The sequence below is a fragment of the Pseudomonas sp. NY15437 genome (assembly GCF_048068435.1).
Classification (GTDB): Bacteria; Pseudomonadota; Gammaproteobacteria; order Pseudomonadales; family Pseudomonadaceae; genus Pseudomonas; species Pseudomonas nitroreducens_B.
On the sequence record NZ_JBLUQC010000005.1, the window covers coordinates 175,454 to 193,581 of the forward strand.

Here is an 18,128-nt window from a genome sequence, read left to right on the forward strand (position 1 = left end):
GCGTTGCTCTCGGAAAGGGCGGCGTTTCAGCCGACCTTCCAGGTCATCAGGTTTTCCATGCTGGCGGCGACTTTCTCCGCCAGGCGGCGGCGCCAGGGTGCGCTGTGGGGGTTGGCCAGCACATCGTCCTCGTGCACGAAGCTGCGGATGATGGCGTTGTAGCCCAGCCAGCGGCAGGGTTCCGGCTCCCAGCCGCGCAGGCCGTCCTGCACGCTGCGGTCGTGGATGACCCAGGGCTGGCGGGTGAGGGCGCTGTCCTGGCCGAGGATCAGATCGGCCAGCGTGCGGCCGCCCAGGTTGGTGGCGCCGACGCCTTCGCCGCCGTAGCCGCCGGAGAGGGCGATGCCGTTGCGGCGGTCGATCAGCATGTGCGGGTGGAAGCGCCGCGACATGCCCAGGTTGCCGCCCCAGGTGTGGGTGATGCGCACATCCTTCAATTGCGGGAACAGTTCGCTGAACAGGTAGCGGCGCAGGCCGACCTCATCGTCGGTCAGGCTGAAGTCGTTGCGCAGCTTGCCGCCGAAGCGGTAGCCGCCGCGGGCGCCGAAGGCCAGGCGGTTGTCCGGGGTGCGCTGGCCGTAGGTGACCTGGCGGCTGAACTCGCTGAAGGCCTGGCCCTTGTCGAGGCCGATTTCCGCCCACACCGAGTCGGGCAGCGGCTCGGTGGCCACCAGCAGGCTCTGCACCGGCAGTTGGTAATTACCCAGCGGTGGCAGGGCGGCGGCGTAGCCTTCGATGGCGGGCACGATCCAGTGCGCCTTCAGCTCGCCCTGGTCGGTGCGCAGTTGGCCGGGCGCCCAGTGGGTGACGCGGCTCTTCTCGAAGATCGGCGTGCCCTGGCGTTCCACCGCGCGGGCCAGGCCACGGACCAGCTTGGCCGGGTCGATGGTGGCGCAGTGCGGGGTGTGGATGGCGCCGAGCGCGCTGGGGATGCGCAGTTGTTCGGCCAGCTCGCTCTTGCTCAGCCAGCGGTAGTCGTCTTCGGTCAGGCCTTCGGCGTGCAGGTGGGCGAGGTACTCGCGCAGGCGGGTTTCCTGCTCCGGGTAGCGCGCGGCGGTATAGAGCACGCCGCCCTTGCGGTAGTCGCAGTCGATGCCTTCGCGGTCGAGTACGCGGGCCACTTCGTCGGGGATGTCATGCAGCAGGTCGTAGGACGCGCGGCGTTGCTCGGGCGACAGGCCGGCGAGCAGGCGGTCCTCGCCGAGCAGGTTGCCCATCAGCCAGCCGCCGTTGCGGCCCGAGGCGCCGAAGCCGGCGGTCTCGGCCTCGACGATGGCGATCTTCAGCTGCGGTGCGCGCAGCTTCAGGTAGTAGGCAGTCCACAGGCCGGTGTAACCGGCGCCAGCGATGGCCACATCGACGTCCAGGGTGCCCTGCAGGGACGGCCGCGGGACGAGATCGTCGTCCAACTGGTTCATCCACAGACTGATATGACGCCATGCCGACATAGACGACTCCGAAAGGAAGAGGGGGAATGTCGGCAAGCCTAGATTTGGCGCGGGGTTCTGTCGTGCGCGCGGGTACGCGAGGATTGCTCGCGTACCCGCCGGCAGGGGCGCATCAGGCCTCCTGCTGTTCCTCGCGCAGGCGCTTCAGGTACTCGCGGGGGGACTGCCCGGTCTGCTGGCGGAAGCAGCGATAGAAAGCCGAGAGCGAGTTGAAGCCGGCGGAGAAAGCCAGCTCGTCGATGCGCGAGGGCAGCGGTGGGCGCAACTGGCTGAGCAGGTGGGTCAGGCGCGTCTGGTTGACATACTGGTAGAAGCTCAGCCCCATCACCTGGTTGAGCAGGTAGGAGATCTGGTTGCGCGTGTAGCCGGTGGCGGTGGCCACCTGCGTGAGGTCCAGGTCCGGCGCCAGGTAGGGCTGGCTCTTGCCGAAGTAGTCCTCCAGGTCGCTGGCCAACTGGCTGAGCTGGCGCGGCGAGAGGCCCAGGCGGCTGGTGGCCGGGCGCGGGTCGACGGACTGCGGACGGCTCTCGCTGCCTTCGCGTACCACCGAGGCGTATTCGTTGATGCGCCAGATCAGGCCGTCGCGCACGGTGATCGCTTCGCTGGAATGGAAGGTCGCCAGGCGCCCGCTCAGCGTCACCGCGATGCGGTACTGGATGAAGGCGGTGTCGCCGTCCACGCGGATGCGGTCGATGTGGTCGAGGAACTCTTCCGGGCGGCTGGGCATGGTGCTCTGCACGTAGTCGCGCAGGTCGGCGTAGCCCAGGGTGCGGTTCTGGAAAAAGTCGTTGTACTGCACCTGCGGGTGATACAGCGCGAGCACCGCTTCGAGGTCGCGATGCTTCCAGCACTGGTGGTAGCGCAGCACCACCTCGCGGGTCTGCTCGGTCAGGTGACTGTCGGTCGGGCGTTGGTCGATGGCATGCATAGGGACCTAAGAATGCCCCAGACCGCGCCGCTGCGGTAGTGGTAATCGTTCTCTGGATGCCGGTGCACTATCCATCGTCTCGATGATTCGTCATCGCTTGCACCAATATCGCCCGCCAGAGCCCGTGGCAGAGGGGGGATTCACTCTTTCGGGCGACACGCCAAATACCACCTTGGAGCGCTTACTCCCCGTCGGGTCGCTCAGTAGGGTAAGGCCACCTAGACACCGTCAGGAGAGCCGCATGACAACAAAAACAAGGCGCGGATTCTTCCAACCGCAACTTCTCGCCACTGCTGTCGCCCTGGGATGCGCCACCCAGGCTCAGGCAATCAACTTCAACATCGGGGAGATCGAAGGACAGTTCGATTCCAGCCTGTCCGTGGGGGCCAGCTGGAGTGCCCAGAGTCCGAAGCAGGATCTGATCGGCGCCGCCAACGGCGGCCACGGCATGACCCAGACCAACGACGATGGCCGGCTGAACTTCCGCAAGGGGGACACCTTCTCCAAGATCTTCAAGGGAATCCACGACCTGGAGCTGAAGTACGGGGACTTCGGCGTGTTCACCCGCGGCAAGTACTGGTACGACTTCCGCCTGAAGGACGAGAGCACCGACTGGAAGCAAATTTCCGACGACGGCCGCAAGGAAGGCGCCAAGTCTTCCGGCGCCCAGCTGCTGGATGCCTTCGGGTACTACAACTATTCCATCGCCGAGCTGCCGGGCACCGTCCGTGTAGGCAAGCAGGTGGTGAGCTGGGGTGAAAGCACCTTCATCGGCAACAGCATCAACACCATCAACCCCATCGACGTCTCCGCCTTCCGCCGTCCCGGTTCGGAAATCAAGGAAGGCCTGATCCCGGTGAACATGGTCTACTTGTCGCAGAGCGTGACCGACGCGCTGTCCGTGGAAGGCTTCTACCAGCTGGAATGGGACCAGACGGTGCTCGACAACTGCGGCACCTTCTTCTCCACCACCGACGTCGCTGCCGACGGTTGCAAGACCAACTACAACATCCTCGATCCGGCCACCCTCAATACGCTGAACTCGCCGGGGATCCACTCGCTGCTCAATTCCATGGGCGTGACCGTCAACCAGGAAGGCCTGATGGTGCCGCGCGGCGCCGACCGCGATGCGCGCGACTCCGGCCAGTGGGGCCTGGCCCTGCGCTGGCTGGGCGACGATGTGGAGTACGGCGCCTACGCCATGAACTACCACAGCCGCACGCCCATCGTGAGCATGCAGAACGCCGGGCGAGCCGACATCATCAATGCCCTGCGCGTGTCGGCGCTGGCCCAGCCGATCCTGCTGGGGCGCGGCAGCTACTTCCTCGAATACCCCGAGGACATCCGCCTGTACGGCCTGAGCTTCTCCACCACCCTGCCCACCGGCACCGCGTGGAACGGCGAGATCAGCTACCGGCCGAACATGCCGCTGCAGCTCAACACCACCGACCTGACCCCGCTGCTGGCCACCACCGTGGCTGGCGGGTTCGCCAGCGGCGGCGTGGGCGGTGCGCTGGCCCAGGCCAACGCCGTCAACCACGGCTACATCCGCAAGGAAGTGACCCAGGCGCAGACCACCTTCACCCACTTCTTCGACCAGACCATGGGCGCTGACCGCCTCACCCTGGTGGGCGAAGTCGGCGTGACCTACGTCGGCGGGATGACCAACGAAGTCGGCGAGCGCTACGGCCGCGACTCGGTGTACGGCGTGCCGGAGAACGCCACCGCCCGTAACGAATACGGCAGCGGCGGGTTCTACACCTCGTCCTCCTGGGGTTACCGCGCCCGCGCCATCTGGGACTACAACAACGTCTTCGCCGGGGTGAACCTCAAGCCGAACCTCGCCTGGTCCCATGACGTGCACGGCTACGGCCCGGTCTTCAACGAAGGCAGCAAGGCCGCCAGCGTCGGCATCGATGCGGACTACCAGAACACCTACACCGCGAGCCTGAACTACACGAACTTCTTCGGCGGCGATTACAACACCATCGTCGACCGCGACTTCGTCTCGCTCAGCTTCGGTGTGAACTTCTGACCTGCCTGCTCAAGGAATCGACATGAGAACGACAAGAATCCTCCAATGCGGCGCGCTGGCCCTGAGCCTGCTGTCCTGCGGCGTGATGGCGGCGGTGTCCGCCGACGAAGTGGCCAAGCTGGGCACCAGCCTGACGCCCATGGGCTCGCAGAAGGAAGGCAACGCCGACGGCAGCATCCCGGCGTGGACCGGTGGCATCTCGCGCACCGCCGGCAAGCTGGACGCCAAGGGCTTCCTCTCCGACCCGTTCGCCGACGAGAAGCCGCTGTTCACCATCACCGCGCAGAACGCCGACCAGTACAAGGACAAGCTGTCCGCCGGCCAACTGGCGATGTTCAAGCGCTACCCGGACAGCTACAAGATCCCGGTGTACAAGACCCACCGTACCTTCGCGCTGCCCGACGACATCTACGCCGCCATCAAGCGCAGCGCCGAGTTCGTCCAGCCGATCAACGACGGCAATGGCCTGGAGAACTTCGAGAAGAGCCGCTACTACGCCTTCCCGCTGCCCAAGAACGGCGTGCAGGCGCTGTGGAACCACCTGACCCGCTACCACGGCGGCAACATCTCGCGCACGGTGGTGCAGGTCGTCCCGCAGACCAACGGCAGCTACACGCCGATCCGCTTCGAGGAATCGATCGCGGTGCCGCAAAGCATGGCTGACCAGGATGCCAGCAAGACCAGCAACATCCTCACCTACTTCAAGCAGCAGGTAACTGCGCCGGCGCGCCTGGCCGGCAACGTCCTGCTGGTCCACGAAACCCTGGACCAGGTGAAGGAGCCGCGCCTGGCGTGGATCTACAACGCCGGCCAGCGCCGCGTTCGCCGTGCCCCGCAGGTCGCCTATGACGGTCCGGGCACCGCCTCGGACGGCATGCGCACCTCGGACAACTACGACATGTTCTCCGGCGCGCCGGACCGTTACGACTGGAAACTGGTGGGCAAGCGCGAGATGTACATCCCGTACAACAGCTATCGCCTGAACTCGCCGCAGCTCAAGTACGACGACATCGTCAAGCCGGGCCACATCAACCAGGACCTGACCCGTTACGAACTGCACCGTGTGTGGGAAGTGGTGGGCACCCTGAAGTCCGGCGAGCGCAACATCTATGGCCAGCGCCACTTCTACCTCGACGAGGACAGCTGGCAGATCGCGGTGTCCGAGCTGTACGACGGTCGCGGCCAGCTGTGGCGCGTCGGCGAAGGCCATTCGATGACCTTCTACAGCGAACTGGCCACCGGCTACGCCGCCGAATCGCTGTACGACATCCTCGCCGGCCGCTACGTGACCTTCGGCCTGAACAACGAGGAGAAGCGCGGCTACCAGTTCGGCCAGAAGGCCAGCATGGCCGACTTCACCCCGGCTGCGCTGCGTAACACCGGCGTTCGTTAAGTAACACCCGCTCCTTGGCCCCGGCATCCCGCGTGGATGCCGGGTTTCTTTTTTCTGCCGCCGGCAGGGCCGGGCAGCCTCTATCGCGGGTCAGAGCGCCGCCTGCGCTATACCCGTCCATGAATCTGGCTGATGGTCCTTTGCCCGCTCCGCCCAGCGGCATAGTCTGGCCTGCAAATGGCCGGAAGACGCCCATGTCGACAATCGCCCTGCACAGTCTTGCCCAGCACGGTGCGGCGCTGCCTCGCCTGCCACGCCAGCATCTGCCCCGCGAACGGCTGCATGCCAGCCTGAGCGCCACCGAATGCCGCCTGCGCCTGCTGGTGGCACCGCCCGGTTGTGGCAAGACGGTGCTGATGAGCGAGTGCGCGCGCCTGGCGCCGGCCGGCACCCGGGTGGTGTGGCTCGGCCTGGGCGGCCGGTCGCTGGCACCCGAGCAATTCTGCGAGCGGCTGGGCGAAGCACTGGGCGTGCCCTGGGCCGGCGAAGCCGCCCTGGCAGCCTGGCTGGAAAGTGCCAGCGAGTCGGTCTGGTTGATGCTCGACGACTACCCCCGCGCCCCCGATCCCGCCCTTGACGATTGCTTTGACCGCCTGCTCGCCGTGGCCTCGCCGCAGATCGGCTGGTGGCTCGCCAGCCGCCGTCGCCCGGCCTGCAATCTCACCCGCCTGCTGCTCGAAGGCGAGCTGCTGGAGCTGGGGGCCGGCAGCCTCGCGCTGACCCAGTGCGAAATGAACGCCTACCTGCAGACCGCCGGCCTGGAATGGCCCCAGGCCCAGCGCGAGACGTTGCAGGAGGCCACCCATGGCTGGTTCGCCGGCGTGCGTCTGCGCCTGCTCAGCCTGGGCAGCGAATCCGTCGCGCCCTGCGCCACGCAGATTGCCGGGAGCGGCAACGGCCTGCTGCAGGACTACCTCCAGCGCGAAGTGCTCGCCAGCCTGCCGGCGGAGCTGGCGGAGACCCTCTGCGGCCTCGCGCAGATCGCCCGTTTCAATCGCGAACTCTGCGACTACCTGTTCGACGAACCGGGCCTGGGGCTGGATGGCCTGCAGGCCTGGGGCGTGCTGATCGAACCGGTGGACAACACCCAGCACTGGTTCCAGGTCGCGCCCATGCTCGCGGCGGCGCTGGCCAGCCTGTCGCGCTGGCCGGCGGCGACGCTGCACCGGCGTGCCTGCCAGTGGTTCACCCAATGCGGGGAAATCCACTCGGCGTTCGAGCATTCCCTCTACGCCGAGCAGCCGGACGTGTCCGCCAGCCTGCTGCAACGCCTGACCGAGGAGCAGCTGCTGCACGGCCGCAACGTCGAGCGCGTGCTGCAACTGCGCGAAGCACTGCCCGAAGAATTGCTGTGCAGCACGCCGCGGCTGCTCATCCTCAACGCCTGGACCTTGCTCTTCGTCGGTCGCCTGGACGATGTGGAGGCCTTGCTGGCCGGCTTCGACCGCTTCCTGCCGATGCCCGGCGAGCACCGCCAGCGCGCGCTGATCGCCCAGTGGCAGGGACTCAACGGCATGCTCACCCATGCCCGCGGCCTGCTCGGTTCGCGCGAGCAGCTGCGCGAGGCGCTGGCGCACCTGCCCGAGGATGCCTGGGCACAGACCCTGATCTGCCTGTCCGCCCTGACCCAGCAGGCCCAGGCCGACGGGCGACTCGCCGAGGCGCGGCTGATCAACCGCGAAGCCCTGCGTCGCGCGCGCCTGCAAGGCAGCACCACCTTCGAGGCATTGCTGGAACTGGACCGCGCCCAGTGGCTGGAGCAGCGCGGCGAACTGCAACGCGCCGACGCGCTGCTGGCGCGGGTGCAGGACTACCTCGACGAGATGCGCATCACCTGCAACGCCATGGCCGGCCGCGTCGCCCTGCGGCGTGGCTGGCTGTGCCTGCGCCAGGGCCGTGACGACGAGGCGCGCGAACTGTTCATCGCCGGGCTCAACGAAACCCGCCGCAGCCATGACCCGAGCCTGATCTACGGCTTCACCGGCCTGGCCTGGCTGGACGCCCTGGACGGCGACACCGACGGCGCCTTCAGCCGCCTGCTGGAAGTCGAACGGCTGATGCAACTGCAGCACGTGCCGGAGCCGATCTACCGGGGCCCGCTGCTGCTCGCCAGCGCGGCGCTGCACCTGCGGCAGCAGCGCGCGGCGCCGGCGCGGGAAATCCTCCAGCGCGTGGCCTCGCGCTACCGCACCGACCGCCTCAGCCCGCCGGCGGCGGCGCCGGATCAGATCCTGCGGGTCGAACACCACCTGGCACTGGCCGAGCTCTACGACGGCGACGTGGAGGCGGCCCTGCAACGCCTCCTGGCGATGCTCCCGGACCTGCTGCGCCAGGGCCGCAACACCCTGGCCTGCGACGTCTGGCTGGCGCTGGCCGAGGCCCACTTCATCGGCGGCAGCCTGGACGAAGCGCGCAGTGCGCTGGACGAAGGCGTCACGCTCGCCCAGCGCTTCGGACTGCTGTCCACCCTGCGCGACACCCAGCGCCGCCAGCCCGGCCTGTTCGGCCTGCGCCCCAGCGCGGGCGAGATGGCTCCGCATAACCTGCTGAGCCTGCGCGAACTGTCGGTGCTGGAATTGATCGCCCGCGGCTGCTCGAACCTGGAGATCGGCGAGCGGCTCTACATCTCCCTGCACACGGTGAAGACCCACGCGCGCCGGATCAACGGCAAGCTCGGCGTGGAGCGGCGCACCCAGGCCGTGGCCCGGGCGAAGGAACTGGGCCTGCTGAAGGTCTGACGCGCAAGCCTCAGTGCAGCGCCTTGGACAGCACGCTGATGTTGCCCAGGCGCTGGGCCAGGCGCAGCTGCTCGGCGGCATCGTTACTGAGCAGCAAGGCGCGCTCCAGGTCGTAGCGTTCGGCCTGCGGGCAATCCAGGGTGTGGTACAGCTCGGCGCGGGCCAGGTGATCGCTGGCGCTGGGCGGCCCCAGCTCCAGGACACGCTGGGCATCCTTGAGCGCCGCCAGCGGTTCCCCGGCGGCCAGGTGCAGCTCCCGCAGGTTGCGTGACAGGCGCTGGAGCATGTCGGCGGCGCTGGCCGTGGCGAGGTGCGCCGCCGTCAGCTCGGCGTTGGGCCCCAGGCTGCGCGCCAGCAGGTCGCGGCAATCGCGGGTGTACAGGCGGCGACCGGTGGCGGGGTCGAGCAGGTGGTTGGCGCTGGGCACACGCAGCAGGAAACGACCCGGGAAGTTCACCCCGACCAGGGTGATGTCGTTGCGCCGTGCCAGCTCCAGGGCGATCAGCGCCAGCGACAGCGGTTGCCCGTGGCGCCACTGCAGCACCTGCGGCAGGAGCGCGGCGCGCGGACGCAAGGGGTACTGGTCATCTTCGGCAAAACCCAACTCGCTCATGCGGCGCAGCAGGACCTGGGCGCGTTCGGCGTCGCCTGTGCCCGAGGGCAGGGCGACCGCCACCTGGTGCGCCAGCGAGTCGAACAGCCGCTGCGCCTGTTCCGGCGGCAGCTGCGGTTCGTGCTCGGCGGCGATCCACAGGGCCGCCTCGAACAGGGCGGGCGGGTCCTGGGCAAGACAGGCAAGGCAGGCTTGACGCGGGTCCATGGTGTTCTCCGGCTGACCCTGCGGTTGTAACCGCTGCGCTGGCTCCGCGTCCAGTGACGCGGTCGTCGCCTGTGAACATGGCATGACAGGCGCTGCCTATACTGTGGGGGTCGGTTCGCCGACCGACGACCCATCCCAGCAAGGGAGCGCCGCCATGTTCGACATGATGGAAGCCACCCGGCTCGAGTCGCTGCATCTCGCCCAGGACCCGGCCACGGGACTCAAGGCCATCATCGCCATCCACAATTCCCGGCTCGGGCCGGCACTGGGGGGCTGCCGCTATCTGCCGTATCCCAGCCACGACGCCGCCCTGCGCGACGCCGCGCGCCTGGCCCAGGGCATGAGCTACAAGGCCGCGCTGGCCGGCCTGCGCCAGGGCGGCGGCAAGGCGGTGATCCTGCGTGCGCCCCATGTCAACAACCGGGGCGAGCTGTTCGAAGCCTTCGGTCGCATGATCGACTCGCTGGGCGGCGCCTACATCACCGCGGTGGACAGCGGCACGTCCAGCGCCGACATGGACTGCATCGCCCAGTTCACTCGGCATGTCACCAGCACCAGCGCGGGCGGCGATCCGTCGCCCCACACCGCGCTGGGCATATTCGCCGGCATTCGTGCCAGCGCCCAGGCGCGCCTGGGCAGCGACGACCTCGACGGCCTGCGCGTGGCGATCCAGGGCCTGGGTCATGTGGGCTATGCGCTGGCCGAGCACCTGTCGGCCGCCGGGGCGGAGTTGCTGGTCAGCGATATCGATGCCGGCAAGGTGCAACTGGCCGTGGAACAACTGGGCGCCCGCCCGGTGCCCAACGAGGCGCTGCTCACTACCCCGTGCGACATCCTCGCGCCGTGCGGGCTGGGCGGGGTGCTGACTTCGCAGGTGGTGGGCCACCTGCGCTGCGCGGCCGTGGCGGGCGCCGCCAACAACCAGCTCGCCCATGCGGACGTGGCCGATGAACTGGAAGCCAGGGGCATCCTCTATGCGCCGGATTATGTGATCAACTCCGGCGGGCTGATCTACGTCGCCCTGCAACACCAGGGCGAGCCATTGCCGACCATCACCGCCCACCTCTCGCGCATCGCCGAGCGGCTGACCGAGGTCTATGCCCACGCCCAGGCCGATCACCTGTCGCCGGCACGCGTCGCCGACAAGTTGGCCGAGCGGATTCTCTACGGGGAATATTCGGGACATTGAGGCTGTCGCACCGTGTAGGAGCGGGCCATGCCCGCGATCACGCGCAGGGCGCGTTCCTGCAGATGGGCAGTGCAGGTTGGTGTCACCTGGTGATCGCCCATTCCGCCGCGATGGATTTCGCGGACAAGGTCCGCTCCTACGAGGGACACGTCGGCTCCCCGTGTAGGAGCGAGCTTGCTCGCGAACCGCCCAGCGCCGGTACTTCCTTGTAGGAGCGGGCCATGCCCGCGATCACGCGCATGGCGCGTTCCTGCAGATGGGCAGTGCAGGTCGGTGCCACCTGGTTATCTCCCATTCCGCCGCGATGGATTTCGCGGACAAGGTCCGCTCCTACGAGGGACACGTCGGCTCCCCGTGTAGGAGCGTGCTTGCTCGCGAACCGCCCAGCACCGCATTCCCTTGTAGGAGCGGGCCATGCCCGCGGCCCGTCGGCAGGGCCGACGTTTTGTGATACTCTGTTGCGTTGGCCTGGGAGCTTTTGCGCCGCTTCGGTGTACGCGCGGGCTCTGTGTTTCGCCCCCTCGGGCGACCTTCTTTGGCAAACGCCCCAAAGAAGGCAAAGGTCTTACCCCGGACATCCGGTTTTTCGCTTAGGCGAAAAATTCCCTCGCTCCACCGAAGTTTCAGGGGCACGCTGCGAAGGGCCATCCCTGGCCCATCGCAGCTCTCGCGACATCCATGTCGCTCAACCCCCGAAACTCCGATTCCACTCGGCCTCCTGAACGGGGCATTCGGCGCGTGCGGATATTCCGCTGGAAATCTTCAAGAGCCAGAGGGCGGCACGGAGTGGCTCTTCGTAGGAGCGAGCTTGCTCGCGAACCGCCCGGCCTCGGTACTTCCTTGTAGGAGCGGGCCATGCCCGCGATCCGCCGGCAGGGCCGGCGTTCGGAGTGCGCGGATCCAATGGAAAAGCAGAGGAATACGCGGTGGCCACGGGCTCGCTGCAGAACTATTCCTCAGCCGCCGCCTCGCTGAAAAGCTCACTCAACGCATCGGGCTGGTTCTTGAAGGCCCGCGCGAAGGCATCGCGGTTCCTGGCCATGAAGATGCCGATCTCCTCGACCTGGTCCTCCTTGAGCGAAGGCACCGCCTTCTGCAGCACGTCGGCCAGCGTTTCCGCCAGCTCCAGCATCTTGTCGTGCCGGTCGGCTTCTGCCTTATCCATGAACAGGCGCTCCGGATCGCGGCTGCTGCGGTACACCACTTCGACGGCCATTCATCACCTCTGTGCCTTCTCTTGATAGGGGGAGTTTGAAATTACTGGTTATTTATACAGTAAAGTGATCGCGCAATGCTACTGCTGCTGTGCGGTTCGTTGCCAGCAGCGTAGACGCTGGAGAAGGCGGTGCCTGTAGATCGCCACTATGGGCGGCGGGCCAAAGCAGTGCGCGCGCCCTGTTGGCGCGCGCGGCAGGGTCGCGTGACTGGCGCAAGGAATCGTCAGTCAGATGGCTCTGAAGGAAGGAAAACTTGCGGCCTGCGGCGTCAGGACGCGATCGGCAGGCCGCTTTCGCCCCGGGTCATGGCAGCGAGCAGCTGCGGCGCGGTGCCGCCTTGCTCGATGGCGATGCCGAAGCGGATGCTCTGGATGAAGCGCTGCAGCTGCTCCGGATCCTGCAGTTGGGTGTTGCGGATCAGGCGGCGCGCGGCCACGCCGGCGTCGGTGGAGAGGGTAAGGACGATACTGCCGTCAGGCCGTTCAAGGCTGAAGTTGACGCGGTACTGTTCCTGGAAGGCGTCGGTCAGTTTTTGAAAGGGGCTTTCCATCACTCGTTCCTGCCTGTTCTGTGGCGTGCCTCTGGATGGACTCGGGGGCCGCGGAAAAAGTTGCAGTCATCTTGTCGCAGCCTGTCTGTGGGATGACTGCGCAAGATCAATGGCGTAGCACTTGCAGGCTTCACGCCAACCAAGCCTTGTGATGCTGATTTGTGATGGGGAGAACCGACGAATGAAACAGAACTGGGCCGAGCGCCTGAGCGAGCGGATGCACGGCTGTGCCGAATCCCTGGGCAACCTGCTGGTGGAGGGCTTCCACTATCTGGCCCTGTTCGCCATCGGCGGCACGGTGTTCTGGTCGGCGGCGGTGGCGTTCGGCGAGATGGTCGGCAAGGGCCACGCGAGCATCGACGACATCCTGCTGCTGTTCATCTACCTGGAGCTGGGAGCGATGGTCGGCATCTACTTCAAGACCAACCACATGCCGGTGCGCTTCCTGATCTACGTGGCGATGACCGCGCTGACCCGCCTGATGATCGCCGACATCCAGCACAACCACGTGCCCGACGACGGCATCATCCTGGTCTCGGTGGCGCTGTTGCTGCTGGCACTGGCGATCCTGGTGGTGCGCTATGCCTCCTCGCGCTTCCCCTCGCCGAGTTCGCCGCAACGCAGCGGCGAGCGCGAGCTGATCAGCGATGACGAGCGCTGATCGCCCATCCTCATTGATCCGCGACCGCCGCTCCGGCGGCGGATGCACTACCATCGGTGCATCCGCCAGCTGAAAAGAGCGCTCCATGAAGGGATGGAAACTGTTTGCCCCCCTGCTGATCCTGGTGATCATCGCCATCACGCTCTACCTGCGCCTGCACACCCAGCCGCTGCTGCTCCAGGGTGAAGCGGACGCCACCAACGTCATCGTCGCGTCCAAGGCCAAGGGCCGGGTCGAACTGCTGCACGTGCGGCGTGGCGACGATGTGAAGCAGGGGCAGCTGCTGATTTCCCTCAGCAGCCCGGAACTGCAAGCCCAGCTGGATTCCCTGCGCGCCGCGCGCAACCAGGTGCAGGCCAACCTCGACGAATCCCTGCACGGTACCCGCGAGGAAACCCTGCGCGCCCTGCAGGCCAGCCTGTCCCAGGCCCAGGCCGAACTGCGCAACGCCGAGCTGGAGTACCAGCGCAACGAGGAGCTGGCCGGCCGCGGCTTCGTCTCGCAGGCCCAACTGGACCTCTCCCGCCGGGGCCGCGACGTGGCGCGCAACCGTGTCGCCGAAGCCCAGGCCAATCTCGACGAAGGCACCCAGGGCGACCGCGAGGAGCGTCGCCGCGCCCTGGAGGCGGCGGTGCGCCGGGCCGATGCGCAGATCCTCGAACTGCAGGCGCAGACCGACGACCTCAACGTGGTGGCGCCGGTGGATGGCGAGGTCGGGCCGATCCCGGCGGAGCAGGGCGAGCTGGTCAACGCCTACAGTCCCTTGCTGACGCTGGTGCGGCTGTCCGACGCCTACTTCGTGTTCAACCTGCGGGAGGACATCCTCGCCGAGGTGAAGAAGGGCGATGAAGTGGCCATCCAGGTGCCCGCGCTCAAGGGCGTCGAGGTGAAGGCCAAGGTCAGCTACATCGCACCGCTCGGTGATTTCGCCACCAAGCGTGCGACCCGCGCCACCGGCGATTTCGACTTGAAGACCTTCGAGGTGCGCCTGTATCCGGACCAGCCGGTACCAGGCCTGCGCCCTGGCATGAGCGCGCTGTGGCAGTGGAAGCAGTAAGGCGCAACCTGCTGCGTTTCGCCCAGGCCTTCGGCAGCGAAACGCGGGTAGCCCTGCGCAGCTGGACCATCCACTGGCTCGGCTGGCTCTGGCCGTTGCTGCTGTTCGTGGTGATCAGCGGCGTGTACCAGGCGGGCACCTTGCTGGACATGCCGGTGGCGGTGGTCGACGCGGATCACAGCAGCCTGTCGCGGCGTATCGTGCGCGAGCTGGACGCCGGCTCCCACGCCAAGGTCGAGGTGCTGGGCGGCGGCCTGCAGGAGGGCCTGCGCCGCCTGCGCATGGCCGACGACTACGCGCTGCTCTACATCCCCCGCGACTTCGAGGCGGACGCGCTGTCCGGACGCCAGCCGGTCGCCGAGCTGTACTACAACTCGCTGTTCTATTCCGCCGGCTTCTACTCGACCCAGGACTTCAGCGGCCTGATGAGTTCGGTCAATGCCGACCTGCGCCCGCACCTGGCCGCCGGCATGGACCGCCCCATGCCGGCGCTCGCCAGCATCAGCGTGTCCTACGAAAGCCTGTTCAACGCCAGCGGCAACTACATCTACTTCCAGCAGTTCGCCGCCATCGTCCATTTGCTGCAATTGTTCGTCATCGTCGCCACGGTGCACGTGCTGGCGCGCGAGGCGCCGGAGCTGCGCGCCTCCTCGCCGCACATCCTGCGCGCCCAGGCGCTCGGCGCGCGCCTGCTGGGCAAGCTGGCGCCCTATACGCTGCTGTTCAGCGCCTTGCTGATGGTGGAGTTGTTCCTGCTGGTCGAGCTCAACGGTGCGCGGATCAACGGCAACCCGTGGTGGATGCTGGCGATCACCGTCTGCTATGTGGCCGCGGCGCAGAGCGTCGGGCTGATGCTGTTCATCTTCACCGCCAACCGCTTCAGCGCCTATTCGCTGATCGGCCTGCTGATCGGCGTGGCGCAGACCTACTCGGGGGTGCTGCTGCCGGAACTGGCGATGCCGCCGATCGCCCGCTTCATCTCCCTGGCCGAGCCGCTGACCCACACGCTGCACGGCCTGTTCGACCAGTTCCTGCGCAAGGCCCCGGCCGAATCCGGCCTGTACGCCTGCTGCAAACTGCTGCTCTACCCGCTGATCGCCTACATGATCGGCAAGATGCGCCTGCGCCGGCGCCTTGACCTGAGCCCGGCGTAAGGAGCCGCCATGGAGAACTTCTACAAGGTCTTTCGCGAATCCCTGAGCGGCATGCTCGGCAAGCCGCTGTGGCTGCTGATGGTGCTGTCCGTGTCGCTGACCACCTTGCCCTACGCCCACCGCACCATGGACGACCTGCCGGTGGCGGTGATCGACATGGACCACAGCGGCGTGTCCCGCGAGCTGGTGCGCCTGCTGGACGCCACACCGAAGATCGCCACCCTGGGCTACGACCAGTTGCCCGAGGCCCAGCATGACCTGGCCTGGCGCAAGCTGTTCGCCATCGTGGTGATTCCGCTGGACTTCGAGAAGCGCGTGCTGCGCGGCGAGGCGGTGACCGTGCCGATCTTCGGCGACGCCACCAACCGCATGGCCAACGGGCAGATCCAGCAGGACATCAGCGCCACCTACAGCGAGCTGTCGCTGCGCTACAACCGCGAGAAGCTCATGCGCGGCGGCTTCTCCGAGGTGCAGGCGGACGTCCTGCTGCAACCGGCCGTCGGCCAGCTCACCGATCTGTTCAACCCCGGCACCAGCTTCGCCGCCATCGTCCTGCCCGGCCTGGTAACGCTGATCCTGCAGCACAGCCTGCTGCTTTCCTGCACGCGGGTGAACCTCAACCTGCGCGGCGGCACCCCCCGCTCGCTGCGCCAACCCACCTCCACGCGCTTCGGTCGCTACGCCGCGCAGCTGTTGATCTGGACGGTGCTGGCGATGCTCTTCTACGTCATCTGGCCGTGGATGATGGGGTACCGGCAGACCGCCTCGTTCTTCATGCTGATGGGCCTGGTGCTGCCGTTCCTGCTGGCGGTGATCGCCATGAGCGAGTTCATCGCCGAGCTGCTGCCCTCCGAGGAAGCGGTCTACCTGACCATGACCTTCATCACCCTGCCGCTGTTCTACATGGCCGGCTTCACCTGGCCGCCCCAGGCCATGCCGCACTGGGTGCAATTGCTGGCGGACGCGATCCCGTCCACCTGGGCGATCCGCGCGGTGGTGGAAATGAACCAGATGAACCTGCCGCTTTCAGCCGTGGCTGACCGCATCCTCATCCTCTTCGCCATGGCGGCGGCCTACGGTTTGCTCGGTACACTGATCTACCAGTACCGCAACTGGCGCTGGGACCAGCTCAAGGGTTGGTAAGCCGCTTGGGCTATGAAGAAGGAGTTTCGACATGCCGATGATCCGCCCCTGGCTGCTGCTCGCCGCCGCGTTGCTCGGCGGTTGCGGGTCCTTTCACACGCTGCGTAGCGATGCGGTGGTGAACGCGAGCGACTTACGCCTCAAGGGCACCTACTGTGGCGCCATCCCGCGGGTGTATGGCGGGGTCGTGTGGGACGCCTGCCAGCTCTACGGCGAGCCGCCGCAGGATGCCAACCAGACGCCGCCCGCCACACCGGCCAACCAGGTCTTCGGCCCGCCGGTCCTGGCCGTGCTGGACATGGCGTTGTCGGGCGTCGTCGATACCCTGGCCTTGCCCTACACCCTCTATCGGCAGCAACGCGACGGCAGTATCGAGCTGCGGCGTGATTGAACGGATATTGGATTTCAAGGGAGATGAGCGATGCTGAGGCGTCTGTTGGCAGTACTGCTAGTCACGGCAGGAGTGACCGGATGCGGGTCGGTTCGGACGCTGGACAGCGATGCACATGAGAGTGTGAGCGATCTGAAGCTGGGCAGGACCTATTGCACCGAGATCCCCCGCATCTACAGTGGTGTGGCCTACAACTTCTGCGCCTTGCACGGCGACCCGGGTGGCAGGTATCAGCGCAGCGCCGGGCTATCGCCCCCGCTTCCCGACTCCCCCCAGGGACTCTACTGGCCCTTGTTCGATGGCTTGCTTTCCGCCGCCACGGATACGCTGGTGCTGCCTTATACGATCTACCGGCAGCAGCGCGACGGCAGTATCGAACTGACCCACGACTGATCCGTCTAGAGTGAGAGTTCCACCTTCCCCCGGAGCTCTCTGATGAATGCATTGAACGGCAAGGTCGCGGTGGTCACCGGCGCGGCCAGTGGCATCGGCAAGCAGATCGCCCTGACCCTGGCGCAGGCCGGCGCGGCGGTGGCCATCGCAGACCTGCAGCAGGACGCCGCCCGGCGCGTGGCGGTCGAGATCGAAGCCGCCGGCGGCAAGGCCCTGGCGGTGGCCATGGACGTGACCGACGAGCAGGCCGTGGATCGTGGTATCGATGAGGTCGTTGCGGCGTTCGGCAGCCTCGACATCCTGGTCTCCAACGCTGGCATCCAGATCGTCAATCCGCTGCAGGACTTCGCCTTCGCCGACTGGAAGAAGATGCTCGCCATCCATCTCGACGGCGCCTTCCTCACCACCCGCGCGGCGCTGCACCATATGTACCCGGCGGGGCGCGGCGGCGTGGTGATCTACATGGGCTCGGTGCACTCCCACGAAGCGTCGCCGCTCAAGTCCGCCTATGTCACCGCCAAGCACGGCCTGCTGGGGCTGGCGCGCACCCTGGCGAAGGAAGGCGGCCCGCACGGCGTGCGCTCCCACGTGGTGTGTCCCGGCTTCGTGCGCACGCCGCTGGTGGAGAAGCAGATTCCCGAGCAGGCGAAGGAGCTGGGCATCAGCGAGGAGGCGGTGGTGAAGCAGGTGATGTTGGGTGGCACGGTGGACGGCGAATTCACCACGGTGGAGGACGTGGCGCAAACGGTGCTGTTTCTCGCCAGCTTCCCCTCGGCGGCGCTCACCGGGCAGTCGGTGCTGGTCAGCCACGGCTGGGGGATGCGCTGAGAAAAAAGCCCCGGCGCAGGAGGAAGACTGGCCAGGGCTGCAGGGGAAATCATGGCGCCGGCAGGAGTCCTGGTTTGCCCGGGGCGTCTGCCTCTGCCGGGTCCGGCTCGTTGTGTCGGCGCAGGTGTAGGTTCCTACAGGTGCGTGCTGGGCGATGTAGTGGATTTCCACTGGTGATGTCAG

16 protein-coding genes are annotated in these 18,128 nt (G+C 66.9%); 11 read left to right on the forward strand and 5 right to left on the reverse strand.

Annotated features, from left to right (window positions below; translation table 11 throughout):
• Positions 1-26: 26 nt before the first annotated feature.
• Positions 27-1,448, reverse strand: coding sequence for an NAD(P)/FAD-dependent oxidoreductase (locus ACNFIA_RS14110; protein WP_416785746.1), 1,422 nt, complete (start codon positions 1,446-1,448; stop codon positions 27-29).
• Positions 1,449-1,560: 112 nt separating this feature from the next.
• Entirely contained in the window at positions 1,561-2,313 is a 753-nt protein-coding gene (locus tag ACNFIA_RS14115) for a helix-turn-helix domain-containing protein (protein WP_416786118.1), read from the reverse strand.
• A gap of 304 nt (positions 2,314-2,617) precedes the next feature.
• Here ACNFIA_RS14115 and ACNFIA_RS14120 point away from each other — a divergent pair, with 304 nt between their 5' ends.
• The 3 genes from ACNFIA_RS14120 (at position 2,618) to ACNFIA_RS14130 (ending at position 8,542) form a co-directional block, all read left to right on the forward strand.
• A complete protein-coding gene (locus tag ACNFIA_RS14120) occupies positions 2,618-4,411 on the forward strand; it encodes a DUF1302 domain-containing protein (protein ID WP_416785748.1) in 1,794 nt (597 codons plus the stop codon).
• Between the two features lie 22 nt (positions 4,412-4,433).
• The gene (locus ACNFIA_RS14125) at positions 4,434-5,804 is read left to right on the forward strand and encodes a DUF1329 domain-containing protein (protein WP_259757167.1); all 1,371 of its coding nucleotides are present in this window, start codon (positions 4,434-4,436) and stop codon (positions 5,802-5,804) included.
• A 194-nt stretch (positions 5,805-5,998) separates the two neighbouring features.
• Positions 5,999-8,542 carry a LuxR C-terminal-related transcriptional regulator gene (locus ACNFIA_RS14130; RefSeq protein WP_416785751.1) on the forward strand — a complete coding sequence of 848 codons (2,544 nt, stop codon included), beginning with the start codon at positions 5,999-6,001 and terminating at the stop codon, positions 8,540-8,542.
• Positions 8,543-8,552: 10 nt separating this feature from the next.
• Here the strand turns inward: ACNFIA_RS14130 and ACNFIA_RS14135 are convergent, their stop codons facing one another.
• Complete coding sequence (locus ACNFIA_RS14135; RefSeq protein ID WP_416785754.1) at positions 8,553-9,362, reverse strand: SirB1 family protein; 810 nt, start codon at positions 9,360-9,362, stop codon at positions 8,553-8,555.
• A gap of 154 nt (positions 9,363-9,516) precedes the next feature.
• On the opposite strand from ACNFIA_RS14135, the gene ACNFIA_RS14140 reads away from it, so the two are divergent.
• Complete coding sequence (locus tag ACNFIA_RS14140) at positions 9,517-10,551, forward strand: Glu/Leu/Phe/Val dehydrogenase dimerization domain-containing protein (protein ID WP_416785757.1); 1,035 nt, start codon at positions 9,517-9,519, stop codon at positions 10,549-10,551.
• 949 nt (positions 10,552-11,500) lie between these two features.
• Here the strand turns inward: ACNFIA_RS14140 and ACNFIA_RS14145 are convergent.
• Positions 11,501-11,767: a YebG family protein gene (locus tag ACNFIA_RS14145; RefSeq protein ID WP_416785760.1), complete on the reverse strand. Its 267-nt coding sequence runs from the start codon at positions 11,765-11,767 to the stop codon at positions 11,501-11,503.
• Between the two features lie 269 nt (positions 11,768-12,036).
• Positions 12,037-12,318, reverse strand: coding sequence for a DUF3509 domain-containing protein (locus tag ACNFIA_RS14150; protein ID WP_259757155.1), 282 nt, complete (start codon positions 12,316-12,318; stop codon positions 12,037-12,039).
• A 181-nt stretch (positions 12,319-12,499) separates the two neighbouring features.
• Here ACNFIA_RS14150 and ACNFIA_RS14155 point away from each other — a divergent pair, with 181 nt between their 5' ends.
• The 7 genes from ACNFIA_RS14155 to ACNFIA_RS14185 all read left to right on the forward strand — a co-directional run bounded on the left by ACNFIA_RS14155 (position 12,500) and on the right by ACNFIA_RS14185 (position 17,945).
• Positions 12,500-12,979 carry a phosphate-starvation-inducible protein PsiE gene (locus ACNFIA_RS14155; protein WP_259757153.1) on the forward strand — a complete coding sequence of 160 codons (480 nt, stop codon included), beginning with the start codon at positions 12,500-12,502 and terminating at the stop codon, positions 12,977-12,979.
• Between the two features lie 85 nt (positions 12,980-13,064).
• Entirely contained in the window at positions 13,065-14,036 is a 972-nt protein-coding gene (locus ACNFIA_RS14160) for an HlyD family secretion protein (protein ID WP_416785764.1), read from the forward strand.
• Entirely contained in the window at positions 14,018-15,190 is a 1,173-nt protein-coding gene (locus ACNFIA_RS14165) for an ABC transporter permease (RefSeq protein WP_416785766.1), read from the forward strand. The genes ACNFIA_RS14160 and ACNFIA_RS14165 overlap by 19 nt, the downstream gene beginning before the upstream one ends.
• Positions 15,191-15,199: 9 nt before the next feature.
• Complete coding sequence (locus tag ACNFIA_RS14170; RefSeq protein WP_259757148.1) at positions 15,200-16,333, forward strand: ABC transporter permease; 1,134 nt, start codon at positions 15,200-15,202, stop codon at positions 16,331-16,333.
• Positions 16,334-16,364: 31 nt separating this feature from the next.
• The gene (locus ACNFIA_RS14175) at positions 16,365-16,724 is read left to right on the forward strand and encodes a YceK/YidQ family lipoprotein (RefSeq protein ID WP_416785770.1); all 360 of its coding nucleotides are present in this window, start codon (positions 16,365-16,367) and stop codon (positions 16,722-16,724) included.
• A gap of 30 nt (positions 16,725-16,754) precedes the next feature.
• A complete protein-coding gene (locus tag ACNFIA_RS14180; protein ID WP_416785772.1) occupies positions 16,755-17,117 on the forward strand; it encodes a YceK/YidQ family lipoprotein in 363 nt (120 codons plus the stop codon).
• A gap of 42 nt (positions 17,118-17,159) precedes the next feature.
• Entirely contained in the window at positions 17,160-17,945 is a 786-nt protein-coding gene (locus ACNFIA_RS14185; RefSeq protein WP_416785775.1) for a 3-hydroxybutyrate dehydrogenase, read from the forward strand.
• Positions 17,946-18,128 lie beyond the last annotated feature (183 nt).

What these genes read in the sequence shown, in the direction of transcription:
- ACNFIA_RS14125 (WP_259757167.1), top strand. Translation starts at nt 4,434, where the DNA reads ATGAGAACGACAAGAATCCTCCAATGCGGCGCGCTGGCCCTGAGCCTG.
- ACNFIA_RS14170 (WP_259757148.1), top strand. Translation starts at nt 15,200, where the DNA reads ATGGAGAACTTCTACAAGGTCTTTCGCGAATCCCTGAGCGGCATGCTC.
- ACNFIA_RS14175 (WP_416785770.1), top strand. Translation starts at nt 16,365, where the DNA reads ATGCCGATGATCCGCCCCTGGCTGCTGCTCGCCGCCGCGTTGCTCGGC.
- ACNFIA_RS14120 (WP_416785748.1), top strand. Translation starts at nt 2,618, where the DNA reads ATGACAACAAAAACAAGGCGCGGATTCTTCCAACCGCAACTTCTCGCC.
- ACNFIA_RS14130 (WP_416785751.1), top strand. Translation starts at nt 5,999, where the DNA reads ATGTCGACAATCGCCCTGCACAGTCTTGCCCAGCACGGTGCGGCGCTG.
- ACNFIA_RS14110 (WP_416785746.1), bottom strand. Translation starts at nt 1,448, where the DNA reads ATGTCGGCATGGCGTCATATCAGTCTGTGGATGAACCAGTTGGACGAC.
- ACNFIA_RS14150 (WP_259757155.1), bottom strand. Translation starts at nt 12,318, where the DNA reads ATGGAAAGCCCCTTTCAAAAACTGACCGACGCCTTCCAGGAACAGTAC.
- ACNFIA_RS14155 (WP_259757153.1), top strand. Translation starts at nt 12,500, where the DNA reads ATGAAACAGAACTGGGCCGAGCGCCTGAGCGAGCGGATGCACGGCTGT.
- ACNFIA_RS14160 (WP_416785764.1), top strand. Translation starts at nt 13,065, where the DNA reads ATGAAGGGATGGAAACTGTTTGCCCCCCTGCTGATCCTGGTGATCATC.
- ACNFIA_RS14135 (WP_416785754.1), bottom strand. Translation starts at nt 9,362, where the DNA reads ATGGACCCGCGTCAAGCCTGCCTTGCCTGTCTTGCCCAGGACCCGCCC.
- ACNFIA_RS14145 (WP_416785760.1), bottom strand. Translation starts at nt 11,767, where the DNA reads ATGGCCGTCGAAGTGGTGTACCGCAGCAGCCGCGATCCGGAGCGCCTG.
- ACNFIA_RS14185 (WP_416785775.1), top strand. Translation starts at nt 17,160, where the DNA reads ATGAATGCATTGAACGGCAAGGTCGCGGTGGTCACCGGCGCGGCCAGT.
- ACNFIA_RS14140 (WP_416785757.1), top strand. Translation starts at nt 9,517, where the DNA reads ATGTTCGACATGATGGAAGCCACCCGGCTCGAGTCGCTGCATCTCGCC.
- ACNFIA_RS14180 (WP_416785772.1), top strand. Translation starts at nt 16,755, where the DNA reads ATGCTGAGGCGTCTGTTGGCAGTACTGCTAGTCACGGCAGGAGTGACC.